Origin of the sequence: Candidatus Poriferisodalis sp. (genome assembly GCF_965214215.1) — a bacterium.
Taxonomy (GTDB): Bacteria; Actinomycetota; Acidimicrobiia; order Acidimicrobiales; family Poriferisodalaceae; genus Poriferisodalis.
In genome coordinates this window covers 254,909-269,659 of record NZ_CBDCBD010000002.1, presented here as the reverse complement: position 1 = coordinate 269,659, position 14,751 = coordinate 254,909, and the positions used below count along the sequence as shown (strand labels likewise).

Below are 14,751 nucleotides of genomic sequence, written 5' to 3'. Positions count from 1 at the left end.
CACACTCGGAAATTCCGAGCATCTTGTGCGCGGCCAAACCGAGTACCGAGTACTCGACGAAACCGAGTGCTACCAGGTGTCGACCATGGGGCGCTTCTTGCCGGTGCGCGGGGGCGGCTTGGGAGCGGCGAGCAGCGCCATGCGGATCCAGTCGCGGCTCTCTGCGGGGTCGATCACGTCGTCGATCTCGAAGAATGTCGCGGTGTTGACGGCTTTGCCTTGGTCGTACAGGCGAGCGACGCGCTTCTCGTACTCGGCTATGCGCTCGGCGGGGTCCTCGATGGCTTCGAGCTCGCGGCGATAGCCCAGTTTCACGAAGCCTTCGAGGCCCATGCCGCCGAACTCGCCTGTGGGCCACGCCACGGTGAACGTCGGCGCCTTGAAGCTGCCGCCCGCCATGGCCTGCGCGCCGAGCCCGTACCCCTTGCGCAGCACGATCGTCATGAACGGCACCGTCACGTTGGCCGCTGTCACGAACATGCGGGCTGCATGACGCACGGTGGCTTCGTACTCGGCTTGGGGGCCCACCATGATCCCGGGCGTGTCGCACAGGAACAGCAGCGGGATGTCATGTGCGTCGCACAGCTGGATGAAGCGGGCGGCCTTGTCGCCGGTGTCAGCGTCGACCGCGCCGCCCAGGTGGTGGTTGTTGTTGGCCACCACGCCGATCGGGCGTCCTTCGACGCGTGCCAGGGCAGTGACGCAGCCGGGGCCCCAGCCGCGACGCAACTCCATGACCGAGTCCACATCGCAGAGCTTGTCGATCACCTCGCGCACGTCGTAGGCCCGCAGCCGGTTCTCGGGAACCACGTGACGCAGCTCGCGTTGATCGTGGCATTCCCATTCGTCGATGGGTCCCTGGAAGTACGACAGGTACCGCTTGGCCGCCTCGATCGCCTCGGCCTCGTCGGCGACGAGCACGTCGATGACGCCGTTGGGCCATTGCACATCGACCGGGCCGACTTCCTCGGGGCGAAACACGCCCAGGCCCCCGCCTTCGATCATGGCCGGTCCGCCGACGCCGATATTCGAGCCCTCGGTCGCGATGATCACATCGCAGCACCCGAGCAGCACTGCGTTGCCGGCAAAGCAGCGTCCGTTGGTCACACCCACCATCGGCACCAGACCGCTGAGCTGCGCGAAGAAGGTGAACGCCCAGCAGTCCAGACCGGAGCCGCCGATCCCGTCGGTGTCGCCCGGTCGACCGCCGCCTCCCTCGGCCAGCAGCACCACCGGCAGGCGGTTGTGCTCGGCGATCTCGAACATGCGGTCTTTCTTGCGGTGGTTGTTCCCGCCTTGGGTCCCCGCAAGCACCATGTAGTCATACGACATGACCATGGCCATGGACTTCTCAGGGCCGAACAGGTCGCCGTTGACGCTGGCCACGCCGGCGACCATGCCGTCGCCTTGGGTGTTGGCGATCAGGTCCTCCATGGAGCGACGGCGCCGCTGCGCGGCCACCATCAGCGGGCTGAATTCCACGAACGTGCCCGCATCGACAAGGTCGGCCATGTTCTCGCGCGCGGTGCGATGCCCCCGCCCGTGGCGCTTGTCAACAGCCTCGGGCCGGTTCTCATCGAGGCCGAAGCCGCGGCGCTCGAACACCTCCGCCAGGTCGGGCCGGATGTAGTCGAGGTCGACCGCTGCGGCAGCCTCAGTCACTTCCACGTCGACTTCGGCTTCCTCGACGAACAGCAGCGAGTGGCCGTCGTACACCGTGTCGCCGGGGGTCACACCGACCATGCGCACGATGCCCGTGACCGTCGAGGTCACCACGTGCTCCATCTTCATGGCTTCCATTACGGCGACCTGCTGGCCCTCGGCCACCGGGTCGCCTTCAGCCACCGACAGCGAGACGATCGTGCCTTGCAGCGGTGCCGCCACCGCGATGCTGGCGTCGGGGCCGGTGACCGTCGCCACCGGCACGCCATGCAGCGACGCTGTGCCAGCCGCCATGGCTTGAGCGCGCACTGCATCCGATGCGGCTCGGTCGGCCGGAGCGTCGTCGATGTCGCCGTGGCGCAAGACCGCCAGCGGGTCGTTGTCGACCACGGCACCCGCTCTGCCGGCAACGCCGGCGGCGGCAACCGCCTCGACTGGCGTCCACACCGTTGCCGTCTGCGCAGCAGCGGCGCACAGTGCCGCGGCGTGGTCGGCCACGAAGCTGGTGGTGAGCTCGTTGGCGACCACTTCGGGCCGGTCGAGCAATGCTGCGAGGAAGCCCAGGTTCGTTGCTACGCCGTCGATGCGGAACTCGCCCAGCGCCCGTCGAGCACGGCGGACGGCATCGGCGTAGTCGCGGCTGGGGCTGTAGGCGATCACCTTGGCGAGCAGCGAGTCGAAGCTGGGATTGGTGCCGTAGCCCACGTAGCCGTAGGTGTCGGTGCGAACTCCCGGCCCGGTGGGCGGCTCGAATGCACCAAGCACGCCGCCGCTGGGACGGGCGGTGCCGTCGGGCTGCATCGTCTCGGTATTGACCCGGCACTGGACGGCGTAGCCCCGCGGCGAGGGCACATCCGGTTGGCGGAGGCCGACATCGGCCAGGCAAGCACCGCCGGCGATTCGCAGCTGCGCGGCCACCAGATCGACGCCGGTGACTTCTTCGGTGACTGTGTGCTCAACCTGGATGCGGGCGTTGACCTCGCAGAAGGCGATCGTGCCCGGGTCGTCGGCGTCGATGAGGAATTCCCAAGTGCCCAGGCTGCGGTAGCCGACCGCGGTGGCCATCTCGACCGCCGCATCGCAGACCGCCTCGCGAGTCTCGGGCCGAAGCGTGGGCGACGGTGCGATCTCGACGATCTTCTGGTTCTGGCGCTGCAGCGTGCATTCCCGCTCGCCCAGTTGGGCAACCGATTCGCCGTCGCCGACAATCTGCACCTCGATGTGGCGGGCACGCTCAATGAGCCGTTCCACGTAGAGATCGCCATTGCCGAATGCGGCGGCAGCCTCGCTGGCGCACCGCTCGTAGGCCGCCTCGAGCTCATCGGCCGACCGGACGACGCGCATGCCGCGCCCACCGCCCCCGGCGAGCGCCTTGATCATCATCGGCCCGTGGTCGTCAAAGAAGGCTTGCGCTGCTTCGACCGATGTCGGCTCGGAGGTGGCAGGTAGCAGTGGCACCTGGTGCTGCTGCGCGAGTGCCCGCGCAGCAAGCTTGTCTCCGAAGAGTTCGAGCTGCGGTGCGGTCGGCCCGACAAAGGTGATGCCGGCGGACTTGGCAGCCAGCGCAAGGGCGGGATTCTCAGCAAGGAACCCGTAGCCGGGATGAATGGCGTCGCAACCGGCTTCCGCAGCAGCGCGGACGACGTGGTCGACGTCGAGGTAGGGAGCGACCCCCCGCCCCTCGAGCGTGACTGACTCGTCGGCGACACGTGTGTGCAGGGACGTGACGTCGTCGCTGCCGGCGATTGCAACTGTGCTGATGCCGAGTTCGCTGGCAGCCCGAGCGACCCGTACGGCAATCTCGCCACGGTTCGCAATCAATAGCTTCTTGAGGCCCATCGATGCCGACTCCCTGTCTGCGACTGTGTCGCCCACCGGCGCAGGCGACCGCGAAACGCTCGAGTCGACCGCTGCGCGCAATTCCCGTCCGCGTGTTTACCGCAGCGCACCCCGTTCGCGTCGATTGAGCGCCGCATCAGCTTGAGATCCATGCGGGTTTCGACTCTCCAACCGCCCGAAACATGAACAGCAGTCCAATCTGGGTGTGCAGTGCCTTCATACAGGGGCACTACCCTCCGGCGGGCCATATGGCCTCCGCTATGACCATTGACACGCTTTCAGGCCTCCTTGCGGCCTATCGCTCAGTGCGGGCGCGCACCGATGCGCTCACCGCACCGCTGAGCGACGAGGATCAGTGCATCCAGACAATGCCCGACGTGAGCCCCACCAAATGGCACCGGGCGCACGTCACGTGGTTCTTCGAGACCTTCGTGTGCAAACCGCACCTCGACAGCTACCTCGAACACGATCCGGCGTTCGGTTTCCTGTTCAACTCCTACTACGAGACCGTCGGCAAGCGGCACCCGCGACCCGAGCGAGGGAACCTGTCGCGGCCGTCGTGTGCGGAAGTGACTGCGTACCGCCGCCACGTTGATGGGGCAATGTGCGATCTGCTCGGTGACGGCGTCGCACCTGAGGTCGCAGACCTGGTGACGCTGGGTCTGCACCACGAGCAGCAGCATCAAGAGCTGATCCTGATGGACATCAAGCACGTGTTGTCGTGCAACCCGGCGTTGTGGCCGGCATACCGCACGCCACCAGCACCACAGACTCCACCAGCACCACAGGTGGCCAGCCGGGTGACGCCATGTACGAGCCAGACCCGCTGGGCGAACTTCGACGGCGGCGAGGCGAGCATCGGTCACGACGGGTGCGGTTTCTCATTCGACAACGAGGTGCCTCGTCACCGGGTGCTGATCGAGCCGTTCCGGCTGGCCGACCGCCCGGTGACCTGTGCACAGTGGCTGGAGTTCATGGTCGACGGCGGCTACGACACGCCGACGCTGTGGCTTTCCGATGGCTGGGGCCAGCGGATGGCCCACGGCTGGGAATCGCCGTCGTACTGGTACGTCGCTGATGACGGCTGGCAGGTGTTCACCCTCGAAGGGCTCAAGGGCGTCGTGGGCGACGAGCCGGTGTGTCACCTGTCGTACTACGAGGCTGATGCATTTGCTCGCTGGGCAGGCGCCCGGCTTCCCACCGAGTTCGAATGGGAGCACGCCGTGCAAGGCGTGGCTCAGGCCGGGAACATCGGAGCAGGCGCCGGCCTGCATCCGGCCCCGTCGCCCGCGTCGCCGGCAGCCGGCGCACCGGGGTCGTCGCCGCTGATGCAGATGTACGGCGACGTCTGGGAGTGGACATCCAGCCCGTACTCCGCATACCCCGGCTTTCGTGTGGCCCCCGGCGCTGTGGGCGAATACAACGGCAAGTTCATGATCAACCAGATGGTGCTGCGCGGCGGTTGCTGCGCGACGCCCGAGGGTCACATCCGTCCCACCTATCGCAACTTTTTCCACCCCCACACCCGCTGGCACTTCTCGGGCCTGCGTCTCGCTGCCGACGCCTGATGACGCACCCGAACCTCGAGACGCTTCCCGCCGAGGGAACGGTGATCGACAACTGGCTCGAGGCCGGATGGGCGGATCGGGAGTTGCGCGCAGACGTTTCGGTCGGCCTGTCGTCGAGCCCGAAGGAGCTGCCGCCGAAGTGGTTCTACGACGATCGCGGCAGCGAGCTCTTCGATCAGATCACCCGCCTCGACGAGTACTACCCGACCCGTCGCGAGCGGGAGATTCTCGAACGGGAAGCCCATGCCATCGTGGCGGCCTCGGGAGCCGACTGTCTCGTTGAGCTCGGATCCGGCACATCGACGAAGACGCGCATCCTGCTCGATGCGTTCGCGGCCGTCGGTCAGCTCAGTCGGTACGTGCCGTTCGACAACAGTGAGGCCACCCTGCGGAATGCGGCCTCGGAACTGGCCGAGGCCTACCCGGGTCTTCGCGTACACGGCGTCGTGGGCGATTTCGAACATCACCTCAGACACCTGCCGCTCGAAGAGCCAGAGCGCCTCGGGGACCCGTCGCCGCGCCCGCCGGCCATGGTGATGCTGCTCGGCGGCACGATCGGCAACTTTGCGCCTGCGCATCGTCCGGCGTTTCTCAATGCCGTCGCTGCGTCGATGCAGACAGGCGACACATTCCTGTTGGGCACCGATCTCGTCAAGGAATCGGACCGTCTTGTTGCGGCGTACGACGACGCAGCAGGCGTGACGGCGCAGTTCAACCTCAATGTGCTGTCGGTGCTCAACCGCTGCTTCGGCGCAGACTTCGACCTCGATGCCTTCAAGCACGAAGCCGTATTCGATGCTGCCAACGAGTGGATCGAGATGCGCTTGTGCGCAACTCGTGACCAGCGGGTCCACATCCCGGCCCTGGAGATGGCCGTCGACTTCGCAGCTGGTGAGCGAATGCGCACCGAGATCAGCGCCAAGTTCCGACCCGAGGGTGTCCGCGCTGAGCTCGGCGCGGCGGGCCTGGTCACCCAACGCATGTGGACCGACGCAGACGGCGACTACGCCCTCACGCTGGCTCGGCGGGTACGGCGAGACTGAACGGTTGGCGCGCTGGCCGCTACCAGCCGTTGAGGTGGACGAACTGGTCGAACGGCTTGCGGCGGCCTGGCTTGAATCCGGTGCCGACGGTGTGAGCCACCGGCAGCAGAGCCACCTGCTGCACGTCGTCGTAGGGAATGCCCAGGATCTCGGCCACTTCCTGCTCGCGGGCCAGGTGCACGGTCGTCCAGCAGGTGCCCAGGCCCCGGTTGCGTGCCGCTAGGCAGAAGCTCCACGCCGCCTGGATGACCGAGCCCCAGCGCAGTGCCTGCAGCCCCGCAGGAGCTCCGTCGAGGCGACCTTCGATGCAGGGAACAAAGATCGCGGGCGCGCGCGGAAAGTTCTCCGCCAGGTAGCGGGCTGAGTCCATCATCCGGACCCAGTCGGCTCTCGCGGCGGGGTCGGTCTCGGCGGCTGCGGCCTTGGCCAGGTAGTTGTCGTCGATGCGGCCGAGCCAGACTTCTTGGTAGATCGCCCCGACGGCGCTGCACTGCTCCGGATCGGTCGAGACGACGAAGTGCCAGTCCTGGCGCAGCGATCCGGTGGGAGCCTGCAGCGCCAGCTCGAGGCATTCGCGCAGCGTTGCGTCATCGACTGGCCGGTCGAAATCGAGCCGGCGCCGTACGGCCCGGGTAGTGGCCAGCACCTCGTCGGCGCCGAGCGAGAGCGTCATGTCGGGGCGTTAGGCGCCGAGGGCAGCTGCGATGGCAGCCACGCCGTCGGCGAGAGCCTGAGCCTCGGCGTCGTCGAGCACGCCATAGATCGGCGCAACGAGGTTGTCGGTGAGGGCTTCGGCGGCTTCCCATTGCACCCGATGCTCGTCGGTGACCTGCGCGTCGTCCGACCAGCCGAACATCTCCACGTCATCGGGTCGGCGCACCCGGTGAGCCATCTCGGTCGACAGGCCCGATGCCACGATGGCAACGAGGTGCAGGCTGCCGCGCAGCTCTCGCAGCACGGCCACGTTCTGAAATGCACGCGCCGCGGGGTCGTCGTTGCGGGGCTCGGATGCGATTGCGGCGAAGAGCGCCTGTGCGGAACTGTCGACGAGTCCGGCGTCGATCACCTTGTCGGCGGCGGCATTGAACGCATCGAGGCCTTCGACGCCGTCGAGCTTGGATGAACCGAAGGTGGCGGCGCACTCCATGTAGAGCCGGCCGCCGTCACGCGGCGCCATCGTTTCCCGGGCCGAATTCCAGATCTTCGCTACGAGACCGGGGTTGAAGTAGCCGAATGCGCTGTGCACCACAGCCGCTTCGACATCGCCGAGCACCCCGCCCCGACCCAGCATGTACAGGCGGAAGCCATCGAGGCCTGCTTCCTTGCCGCGCTCCAGCGTTCCAGGGTCGAAATAGAACATCGAACCCATCGAAGCGATGGGCGGGCATACCTGTTGGACAAGATCTCGTGTTTCCATAGGGCGACAGTGTGGCATCGCGCAGCGTGGCCCGCTCCTGCCGCCTCCGCAGCTATGACGTGTGTGCCTATCCGCTGACGGTCTTAGTGCAGGCGGCGGGCGAACATGTCGAGCAGCAGCTCCCAGTGCCGTTCGGCGGCAGGCTTGTCGAACACCGGCCGCTGGGGGAACACGAAGCCGTGGTGGGTGTCGTCGACCCAATACGTCTGAGCGTCGGTCCCGGCGTCGGCGAAGGCTTTGCAGAGCCGGTCGTAGTGCGCCCGGTCGACGTAGTCGTCGTGCTCGGCGGACATCACCAGCACCTCGCCGTGGATGTCGGGCGCCCGAAGGTGGGGCGAGTCGTCGGCGTCTACGGCCAATCTCACGCCGTGAATAGATGCCGCTGCGGTGATCGTGTCGGGGTAGTCAGCGGCCAGCCAGATCGCCATCGGACCGGTCATGCAGTACCCGGTGGTGCCGACCCGTTCGATGCTGGCAGCCGGGTCAGCGTCGGCATAGCGCATCAGGGCCGCAGCATCACGTGAGACCATCGCGTTGGACAGGTTGGTCATCAGCTCGAACATGAACTGCCGGCTGGCGGGGTCGTCGCGCTGGACAATGAAGCCCGGGATGTCGCGGTAGTACAGGTTCGGCAGCAGCACGTAGTAGCCGACCGTGGCGATGCGGCGGGCCATGTCGTGCAGTTCTTCGCGCTTGCCGGGAGCATCCATCAAGAACAGCACCGTGGGGAACGGTCCCGGCCGGCGCTCGCTCGGCTCTGGATGCACCACGAAGGTGCTCATCTCGCCCTCGCCTGTGTCGATCGACACGTGGTCTTCGAACATCGCTGCCTCCATGTTGCTGAGTTTGTGGCGCGGGGCCTCGGGGCCGGCGCTTCGTTGTCCGGCGGGCGCCATGCCGGCCGCTGCCGGTGCGGTGCCTCTTGTGTAGTGCGTGCGGGGCCGCAGCGCTAGCGCAGCAGTCTCTGACCCACCTTGTGCGGACCTGCACGCCTATCGCCTTGCGGGGGCGCCGAGGGCACATCGCCGCGGCCGGTTGAGCGTCGGCGGCATACGATCCCGGGCCATGCAGGCACTGGACTTCGAACCGCAGTACTTCGTCTATGAGGAGATCCGGCCGCGTGTGGCCCGGATCACCATCAACCGGCCCGAGGTGCGCAATGCCATCAATACGCCGGCGCACAAGGAATGGTCCGACATCCTGGACCACGCCGCGGCCGACGACGACGTGTGGCTGATGGTCATCACCGGGGTGGGCCGCCAGGCCTTCTGCGCTGGCCGCGACCTCAAGCATCTGTCGATGATTCGCCAGTCCGACGAGGCCACCCAGGCTGCGGACCGCGAGCTGATGAGCCAGGTGACCCGGCTGATCGAGCGCTTCGACTATCCCAAGCCGCTGATTGCACAGGTGAACGGCGTAGCACTGGGCGGCGGCTTCGAGGTGGCAATGGCGTGCGATCTCGTCGTGGCGGCCGACCATGCCCAGTTCGGGCTGACCGAGCCGCTGCGCGGCTTGTATGCCGGCGGCGGGGGAGTGCATCGTCTGCCCCGCCAGATCCCGATGAAGCTGGCCATGGAGTACCTGCTGACGGCCCGAACCATGAGCGCGCAACGGGCGCTTGAGCTGGGCATCGTGAACGACGCCGTGCCCTACGACGAGCTCGACGCAGCAACCGATCGGCTGATCGACGACATCATGCGGTGCGCGCCGCTGTCCATCCAGGCCACCAAGCAGGCTGCGATGCGCGGGCTCGACATGCCGCTCGGCGAAGCGTTCCACCACCCCTACCCGGCAGTCGCCCGCCTGATGGCCAGCGAGGACGTCAAAGAGGGCCCCCGAGCCTTCGCCGAGAAACGCCAACCCAACTGGCAAGGCCGCTGATCAGCCTCGCCGTGCACGGCGAGCTTCAGGATTCATCCACGCCGATTACTCAGCTGCGCAAATGTGCGCAGGAGCAAGAGCAGGCGATAGCGCTAAAACAGCGCTGGTAGCGCTACTCCAGCGCTAGAATTGCGCGATGGCGACGATCCAGGTCAGGCACGTCCCCGACGAGGTGCACGAGAAGCTCCAGCAGCGCGCAGCCAATGCAGGCCAGTCGCTGCAGCAATACATGTTGGCGACTGTCTGCCGTGAGGCCGAGTTGACGAGCATGGAGGAATTGCTGGTACGTCAGCGTGCCGACGCCCTGACCTACGGCGAGCAGGAACTTGATCTCGATCTCGTCGTTGAGATCATCCGCGCACACCGTGACGCAGAGTGATCGTTGTCGACGCCAGCGTCGCGGTGCCCGCTGTTGCCGAATTCGGTGACCGGGGCACCTCGGCCCTGTTGCGGATCCATCAAGACCGATCGCTTGCGCCGCACATCCTCGACCTCGAGGTCACACACGTACTGAGGTCGATGTGTACGCGCGGCGAATTATCGGAACGAGTTGCCCGGCGAGGTCTGCAGAAGCTGCTGAGCCTGAAGATCATCCGAGTTGCGCACGAACCATTGCTGGCACGTTGCTGGGAACTGCGTCACAACGTGTCCGCCTACGACGCTTCCTATGTTGCGCTCGCTGAGCAGACCGGCGCGACTCTGCTGACCAGAGACGTGCGCCTTGCCCGCGCCCCAGGCATCGAGTGCGAAGTGGAGCTGTTCGGCTCGGCCGCCTAGACGCTGGCTGCGCGAGACTGCGCCGTTGACGGCGGGGCTACGGGCTGGCACAGCGAGCGGTGGCCCCACGACGACCGGGGTGAGGATGAACGACGCGACCGCACTGGCTGAGCAGGTGCGAGCCGGCGATATCGACGCTGCCACAACCGTTGAGGACGCCATTGCGCGTTGTGAGCAGGTGAATCCGACGATCAACGCGATCGTTGAGCAGACGTTTGATGCTGCCCGTCAACGGGCGGCCGAGCTCGATGCAGGCGGAGCATCGTCAGGCTTGCTCGCTTGCGTGCCGATTGCGTTGAAGGATCTGTTCTGTCCGGCCGAGGGCGAGCCCGGTTACCAGGGCAACCGTCGTCTGGCAGAGCTGGACTTTCGCTATCCCGAGACCGGGGCGGTCGCTCGCCGTTGGGCCGAAGCGGGTGCCATCAGCATCGGTCACTCGCACAGCCCCGAACTCGGCGGCGGCCAGTGCCCCGCCGCTGCCGAGACACATCTCTACGGGCCCACACGCAACCCGTGGAACACCGACCACACGGTGCTGGGGTCGAGCGGGGGAGCGGCGGCCGCAGTGGCGGCGGGCATCGTGCGCATCGCCCATGCCAGCGACGGCGGCGGCTCGATCCGTATTCCCGCCAGCGCCAACGGTCTCGTCGGTCTCAAGCCTTCTCGAGGGCGGATCTCCAACGCCCCCGCCGGGGAGGCCTGGGGAGGCGGCACCACCGACGGGGCCGTTGCCCTCACGGTGCGCGACGCGGCGCTGGCGCTCGACGTGCTCGCCGGCGCTGAGCCCGGCGATCCGTACGCGCCAGCGCACCCGGCGCCGCCCTCTGGCTATGTGGCCGAGGTCGGCCAAGACCCAGGCCGGCTGCGCATCGGGGTCAGCTCGACCATCCCCTTCGAAGACACCGATCCTGCATGCACGCAGGCCACCGAGGCCGCAGCTGGCCTGCTCGACGGCCTCGGCCACCGGGTGGAGACAGCGCGGCCCGAACCGATGGCCACCAACGACTACATGTACGACTACGTGCGCATCATGCGCGCCAGCGCAACGGCAACTCTGCGGTCCCTCGAAGGCGTGCTGGGCCGACCGTGGGCCGAAGGCGATGTCGAGCCGGTCGCGTGGATCAACTACCAGCGCGGTACCAAGATCAGCGCGCCAGACGTGCTGGCTAGCCGGGAGCGCCTGCACCAATTCACCCGCCGGATCGTGCAGTGGTGGAATCCAGCGCCCGGTCTTGGCGACGGCTTCGACCTGCTGTTGACGCCCACGCTTGGCGTCGTCCCGCCACGCGTCGGCCATCTCGTCGAGGGCGACGAACGGACGCTCACTAGGCGGCTGGCCAAGGTCACGCCGTACCTGCCACAGTTCAACGTCAGCGGCCAGCCCGCCATCTCGGTGCCGTTGGGAACGCCTGAAGGCATGTCACCCGAGGGCCTGCCCATCGGCATCCAGCTGGTGGCCGCACCTGGCCGTGAGGACGTGTTGCTGCGGGTTGCCGCCCAGATGGAACAGGCCGCGCCTTGGTCGCAGCGCCGCCCGCCCATCCACGCCGCTCGCTGATTGAACCTGAGCTTTCGCAGCGCCGGCTGCATCCGTCTCCGCCAGTTCTATGTCAGCTTCGTGCGGGACTGGTCGAGCACCACTGCTGCGAGCGCGAACATCACCACGGCCATCCCGACGAATTGCCACAGCGTTACCTGATCGCCCAGGAACACCCAGGCCATCAGCGTGCTGGTGACGGGGATGGCCAGCGTCATCGTGGAGCCCAGCCACGACGGGATCCGCACCAGCGACCAATTCATCAGCATGTGGCTGGCGAGTCCCGGCCCGATGGCCATGATGCCCAGCCACAGCCACGCCCCTGAAGATGGCCAGTCGAACACCTGCCCCGAGGCGAGCGCGAACGGCGTTGCCACCAGCGAGCACACCAGCGCGCTGCCGCCCGTGTACTGCGCTGCTGCGATCTTCTGCGTGCTGAGCTTTGAGCACACGAAGTAGCCCGTCCACGCGAACAGGGCGCCGAAGGCCAGCAGGTCGCCGTACACGCTCCACTCCGAGAGCCCCGAAGAGCCCACCACCACGATCACGATGCCGCCGATCGCCACCAGCGCCAGGCCCCAATGGCGGCGGCCCGGCTGCTCGTCGAAGATCCGTGGCGCCAAGAAGAGCATCAGCAATGGCTGCAGCGATGCGACCACCGTGGCGTTCGCGACCGTGGTCAGCCGCAGAGCGACGAAGAACAGCATGATGTCGAACGCCAGCGAGAACCCGCCCCAGAACGAGATCTTGATCGAAGACAGTCGCAGCGGGGTGCGGTTCGCCCACAGAAACAGCGCGACCAAGCCCGTGTAGAGCCACATCCGCCAGAACACGACGGCCAACGGCCCGAGCTCGGAGATGCCCTTGGAGATCACGCCCGAAGCCGCCCACCCCACCATCGCCACAGCGGCGGCGGGCACACCGAGCGCACGTTCGGACAGCGCGGGTGCGCCGCGCCCCCCGTACGGCACCCCCGGCGCCGACCCCGATCCGTTGTCGGCCATGTGCGTGCTCCAGCCCCGCCGTTCCAGCTAGCAAGTCACGGCCGCGGGCATGCCGAGCCGACCCCAAGAAGTGCTGTGGCGAACACTACGTCTCAGCGAGCAGGCGAGTACGGTGCCGAAATTGCTGATGTCCTGCGCGAGATGCGCGCCACAGCGCGTGCCAGCAATCAGCTGTAGGCCGTGAGCTCTTGGTCCAAGCTCCATACTTCGGCGCTCGTGTACTGCGTCCCACGGAGGAATTGGTCGCGCTCCACGAGAAGGGCGACATCGCCGGTGCCGAGACGACCGTCGCCGATGAGCGTCACCAGATCCGAACCGGTCGAGTTTCCGTCAAGTAGTTCCTGAATGAACTGCTGGTCCATGGTCACCGCACGAATGATCCACGGAGGATCAGCGGCCTGTGCCGCCCGAAGGACTTCTTGGAGTCGCTCAGCGAGTTTCCGGCGGTTGGACGACTGCTGAGCAATCAGATTGCCGACCTCCACAATCGCCGTTACCGGAATGACGAACTGTTGACCGGCTGCAATCCGATCCTCGAATTGTTCCGCTGTTTCGCGTGCCGCAGCGTCGCCGTCCATGCCGATGAGGCGCATCAGCACTGAGCTATCGACAAACACCACTGCTTTGCGGATGGGCACCGATCAGAGCCCAAGTACATCGACGAGCGAACGTTGCTGCGCTGGCATGTGTTCACGCGGTCGCAGTCGATCCCGAATTGCCGAAGTTCCCAGCGGCCCACCGCCGATCACCTCGAAGTAGTCAGAAAAGTCGGTGAGACGCGTGGACTGCGTCCACCCATCCGAATCGCGGCTGCAGACAATGACTCCTTCGTGATCTTCGCCCTCCAACGCATCGAGAATGGCAGGGCTGTGAGTCGTCGCCAAGGTCCGCGCCCCAGTCCGAGCGGCCGACTTGAGGCGGCCTAGCAGCAAATCGACTTGCGACGGGTGCAAGCCGTTCTCAAGCTCTTCGACTACCAGCAGTCGAGAATCCGGTCCCGAGCCTGCCGACTCATCGTCGACAGGTCGAGCCTCGAGCAGTGCCGCTGCAATGGCGAGAAAACGCAGGGTGCCGTCGCTCATGAGGCGCGCAGGGATGGGATACGATGCATCGCCGATCCGTTCGTGAATTGTCGTCATCACATCCCCGAGATCGCTGCTGACGACGCCCAGATCAGCAACTTGAGCCTCGGAGAGGGACCGCGTCATCTCGAACAAGGCCCGACGTGCTCCGTCATCGCGCATCAGGCTCGCGAGTACTGCGGAGAGGTTCTCGGCGTTCCTGCGAAGGCGAGTGTCCTTCTCGGGAACGTACTCGCGCATCTGCTGCGGAATGGGGTCGAGAATGAAGATCCCGCGAAGGGCTGCGAGCATGTGTTCGGCGACACTGTGAATGTGCCGACCCGCCTGCGATGTCGCGGGCACTCGAGTGGCCACCTGTGTCGTCAGTAGTTGCGTCGCCCGAAATGTCACTAATGGGTTTGGACCCTGCTTACGGTTGTCCCAGCGGGCATCGATGTCACCCGAATCCTTCCGGGGCGCATCAGTCTTGAGCAGGTCTTGCACTTCACCGTGGCGCGGGCCGCCGCGGCGCTGCGTCCAGAGCCGCTCTCGCACGATCTGCACGCTTGGCCGAACGGAGATGGCGACGGCCAAGTAGTAGATCTTGTCGTCGATTTTGGCAGCACAGCCGATATTGAAGACGTCTTCGCCGACTGGCGCGCACCCTTCGGATCCGCCTCGCACCAGTGGCCCGTCACGACCGCCATCGAGCGCATCTCGGACGGTCATGCCGCTCGCAAGGGCAGACAGCACCGCAGCAGCGTCGATGACGTTCGACTTGCCGCTGCCATTGCGACCGACAAGCAGTGTCAGTGGCCCGAGACGGACATGGGCCTTCCGCAGGCTCTTGAACGCTGGCAGCCTCAGTTGCACCAGCGTGGCAGCCATAGCCACAAGCGTACTGATGTGCCGAACCGGCGGACTGAAGCTGACGGGGATCAGTTCCTGAATGCGGTGACACC

13 protein-coding genes are annotated in these 14,751 nt (G+C 66.4%); 6 read left to right on the top strand and 7 right to left on the bottom strand.

Annotated elements, in window-relative coordinates:
* Positions 1-69: 69 nt before the first annotated feature.
* The gene (locus ACOOF5_RS01485; RefSeq protein WP_420435886.1) at positions 70-3,537 is read right to left on the bottom strand and encodes a carboxyl transferase domain-containing protein; all 3,468 of its coding nucleotides are present in this window, start codon (positions 3,535-3,537) and stop codon (positions 70-72) included.
* Between the two features lie 224 nt (positions 3,538-3,761).
* Between ACOOF5_RS01485 and egtB the strand changes: the two genes are divergently transcribed.
* Together egtB and egtD are read left to right on the top strand one after the other, a co-directional pair.
* Positions 3,762-5,069 (top strand): ergothioneine biosynthesis protein EgtB, encoded by a 1,308-nt coding sequence (gene egtB, locus ACOOF5_RS01480; protein WP_420435884.1) that lies wholly within the window; start codon positions 3,762-3,764, stop codon positions 5,067-5,069.
* The gene (gene egtD / locus ACOOF5_RS01475; RefSeq protein ID WP_420435882.1) at positions 5,069-6,112 is read left to right on the top strand and encodes an L-histidine N(alpha)-methyltransferase; all 1,044 of its coding nucleotides are present in this window, start codon (positions 5,069-5,071) and stop codon (positions 6,110-6,112) included. The genes egtB and egtD overlap by 1 nt, the downstream gene beginning before the upstream one ends.
* A gap of 19 nt (positions 6,113-6,131) precedes the next feature.
* Here egtD and ACOOF5_RS01470 read toward each other — a convergent pair whose 3' ends face one another.
* The 3 genes from ACOOF5_RS01470 to ACOOF5_RS01460 form a co-directional block, all read right to left on the bottom strand.
* Positions 6,132-6,785, bottom strand: coding sequence for a nitroreductase family protein (locus tag ACOOF5_RS01470; protein WP_420435880.1), 654 nt, complete (start codon positions 6,783-6,785; stop codon positions 6,132-6,134).
* Between the two features lie 9 nt (positions 6,786-6,794).
* On the bottom strand, positions 6,795-7,529 hold the full coding sequence (locus ACOOF5_RS01465) for an SCO6745 family protein (RefSeq protein WP_420435878.1): 735 nt from the start codon (positions 7,527-7,529) through the stop codon (positions 6,795-6,797).
* Between the two features lie 83 nt (positions 7,530-7,612).
* Positions 7,613-8,365 carry a dienelactone hydrolase family protein gene (locus ACOOF5_RS01460; protein WP_420435876.1) on the bottom strand — a complete coding sequence of 251 codons (753 nt, stop codon included), beginning with the start codon at positions 8,363-8,365 and terminating at the stop codon, positions 7,613-7,615.
* Between the two features lie 229 nt (positions 8,366-8,594).
* On the opposite strand from ACOOF5_RS01460, the gene ACOOF5_RS01455 reads away from it, so the two are divergent.
* The 4 genes from ACOOF5_RS01455 (at position 8,595) to ACOOF5_RS01440 (ending at position 11,745) form a co-directional block, all read left to right on the top strand.
* Positions 8,595-9,410, top strand: a complete 816-nt coding sequence (locus tag ACOOF5_RS01455; protein ID WP_420435874.1) for an enoyl-CoA hydratase-related protein — start codon at positions 8,595-8,597, stop codon at positions 9,408-9,410.
* Between the two features lie 136 nt (positions 9,411-9,546).
* Positions 9,547-9,789: a FitA-like ribbon-helix-helix domain-containing protein gene (locus ACOOF5_RS01450; protein WP_420435872.1), complete on the top strand. Its 243-nt coding sequence runs from the start codon at positions 9,547-9,549 to the stop codon at positions 9,787-9,789.
* Entirely contained in the window at positions 9,786-10,187 is a 402-nt protein-coding gene (locus ACOOF5_RS01445; RefSeq protein WP_420435870.1) for a type II toxin-antitoxin system VapC family toxin, read from the top strand. Before ACOOF5_RS01450 ends, ACOOF5_RS01445 begins: the two co-directional genes overlap by 4 nt.
* 85 nt (positions 10,188-10,272) lie before the next feature.
* A complete protein-coding gene (locus ACOOF5_RS01440) occupies positions 10,273-11,745 on the top strand; it encodes an amidase (RefSeq protein WP_420435868.1) in 1,473 nt (490 codons plus the stop codon).
* 47 nt (positions 11,746-11,792) lie between these two features.
* Here ACOOF5_RS01440 and ACOOF5_RS01435 read toward each other — a convergent pair whose 3' ends face one another.
* The 3 genes from ACOOF5_RS01435 to ACOOF5_RS01425 all read right to left on the bottom strand — a co-directional run bounded on the left by ACOOF5_RS01435 (position 11,793) and on the right by ACOOF5_RS01425 (position 14,677).
* On the bottom strand, positions 11,793-12,728 hold the full coding sequence (locus tag ACOOF5_RS01435; protein ID WP_420435866.1) for a DMT family transporter: 936 nt from the start codon (positions 12,726-12,728) through the stop codon (positions 11,793-11,795).
* 167 nt (positions 12,729-12,895) lie between these two features.
* Positions 12,896-13,366: a hypothetical protein gene (locus ACOOF5_RS01430; protein WP_420435864.1), complete on the bottom strand. Its 471-nt coding sequence runs from the start codon at positions 13,364-13,366 to the stop codon at positions 12,896-12,898.
* Between the two features lie 3 nt (positions 13,367-13,369).
* A complete protein-coding gene (locus tag ACOOF5_RS01425; RefSeq protein ID WP_420435862.1) occupies positions 13,370-14,677 on the bottom strand; it encodes an AAA family ATPase in 1,308 nt (435 codons plus the stop codon).
* Between the last annotated feature and the right edge of the window lie 74 nt (positions 14,678-14,751).

Excerpts from the sequence above, each read along its gene's own strand:
- ACOOF5_RS01435 (WP_420435866.1), bottom strand. The coding sequence starts at position 12,728 with ATGGCCGACAACGGATCGGGGTCGGCGCCGGGGGTGCCGTACGGGGGG.
- ACOOF5_RS01450 (WP_420435872.1), top strand. The coding sequence starts at position 9,547 with ATGGCGACGATCCAGGTCAGGCACGTCCCCGACGAGGTGCACGAGAAG.
- ACOOF5_RS01455 (WP_420435874.1), top strand. The coding sequence starts at position 8,595 with ATGCAGGCACTGGACTTCGAACCGCAGTACTTCGTCTATGAGGAGATC.
- egtD (WP_420435882.1), top strand. The coding sequence starts at position 5,069 with ATGACGCACCCGAACCTCGAGACGCTTCCCGCCGAGGGAACGGTGATC.
- ACOOF5_RS01425 (WP_420435862.1), bottom strand. The coding sequence starts at position 14,677 with ATGGCTGCCACGCTGGTGCAACTGAGGCTGCCAGCGTTCAAGAGCCTG.
- ACOOF5_RS01460 (WP_420435876.1), bottom strand. The coding sequence starts at position 8,365 with ATGGAGGCAGCGATGTTCGAAGACCACGTGTCGATCGACACAGGCGAG.
- egtB (WP_420435884.1), top strand. The coding sequence starts at position 3,762 with ATGACCATTGACACGCTTTCAGGCCTCCTTGCGGCCTATCGCTCAGTG.
- ACOOF5_RS01440 (WP_420435868.1), top strand. The coding sequence starts at position 10,273 with ATGAACGACGCGACCGCACTGGCTGAGCAGGTGCGAGCCGGCGATATC.
- ACOOF5_RS01470 (WP_420435880.1), bottom strand. The coding sequence starts at position 6,785 with ATGACGCTCTCGCTCGGCGCCGACGAGGTGCTGGCCACTACCCGGGCC.
- ACOOF5_RS01465 (WP_420435878.1), bottom strand. The coding sequence starts at position 7,529 with ATGGAAACACGAGATCTTGTCCAACAGGTATGCCCGCCCATCGCTTCG.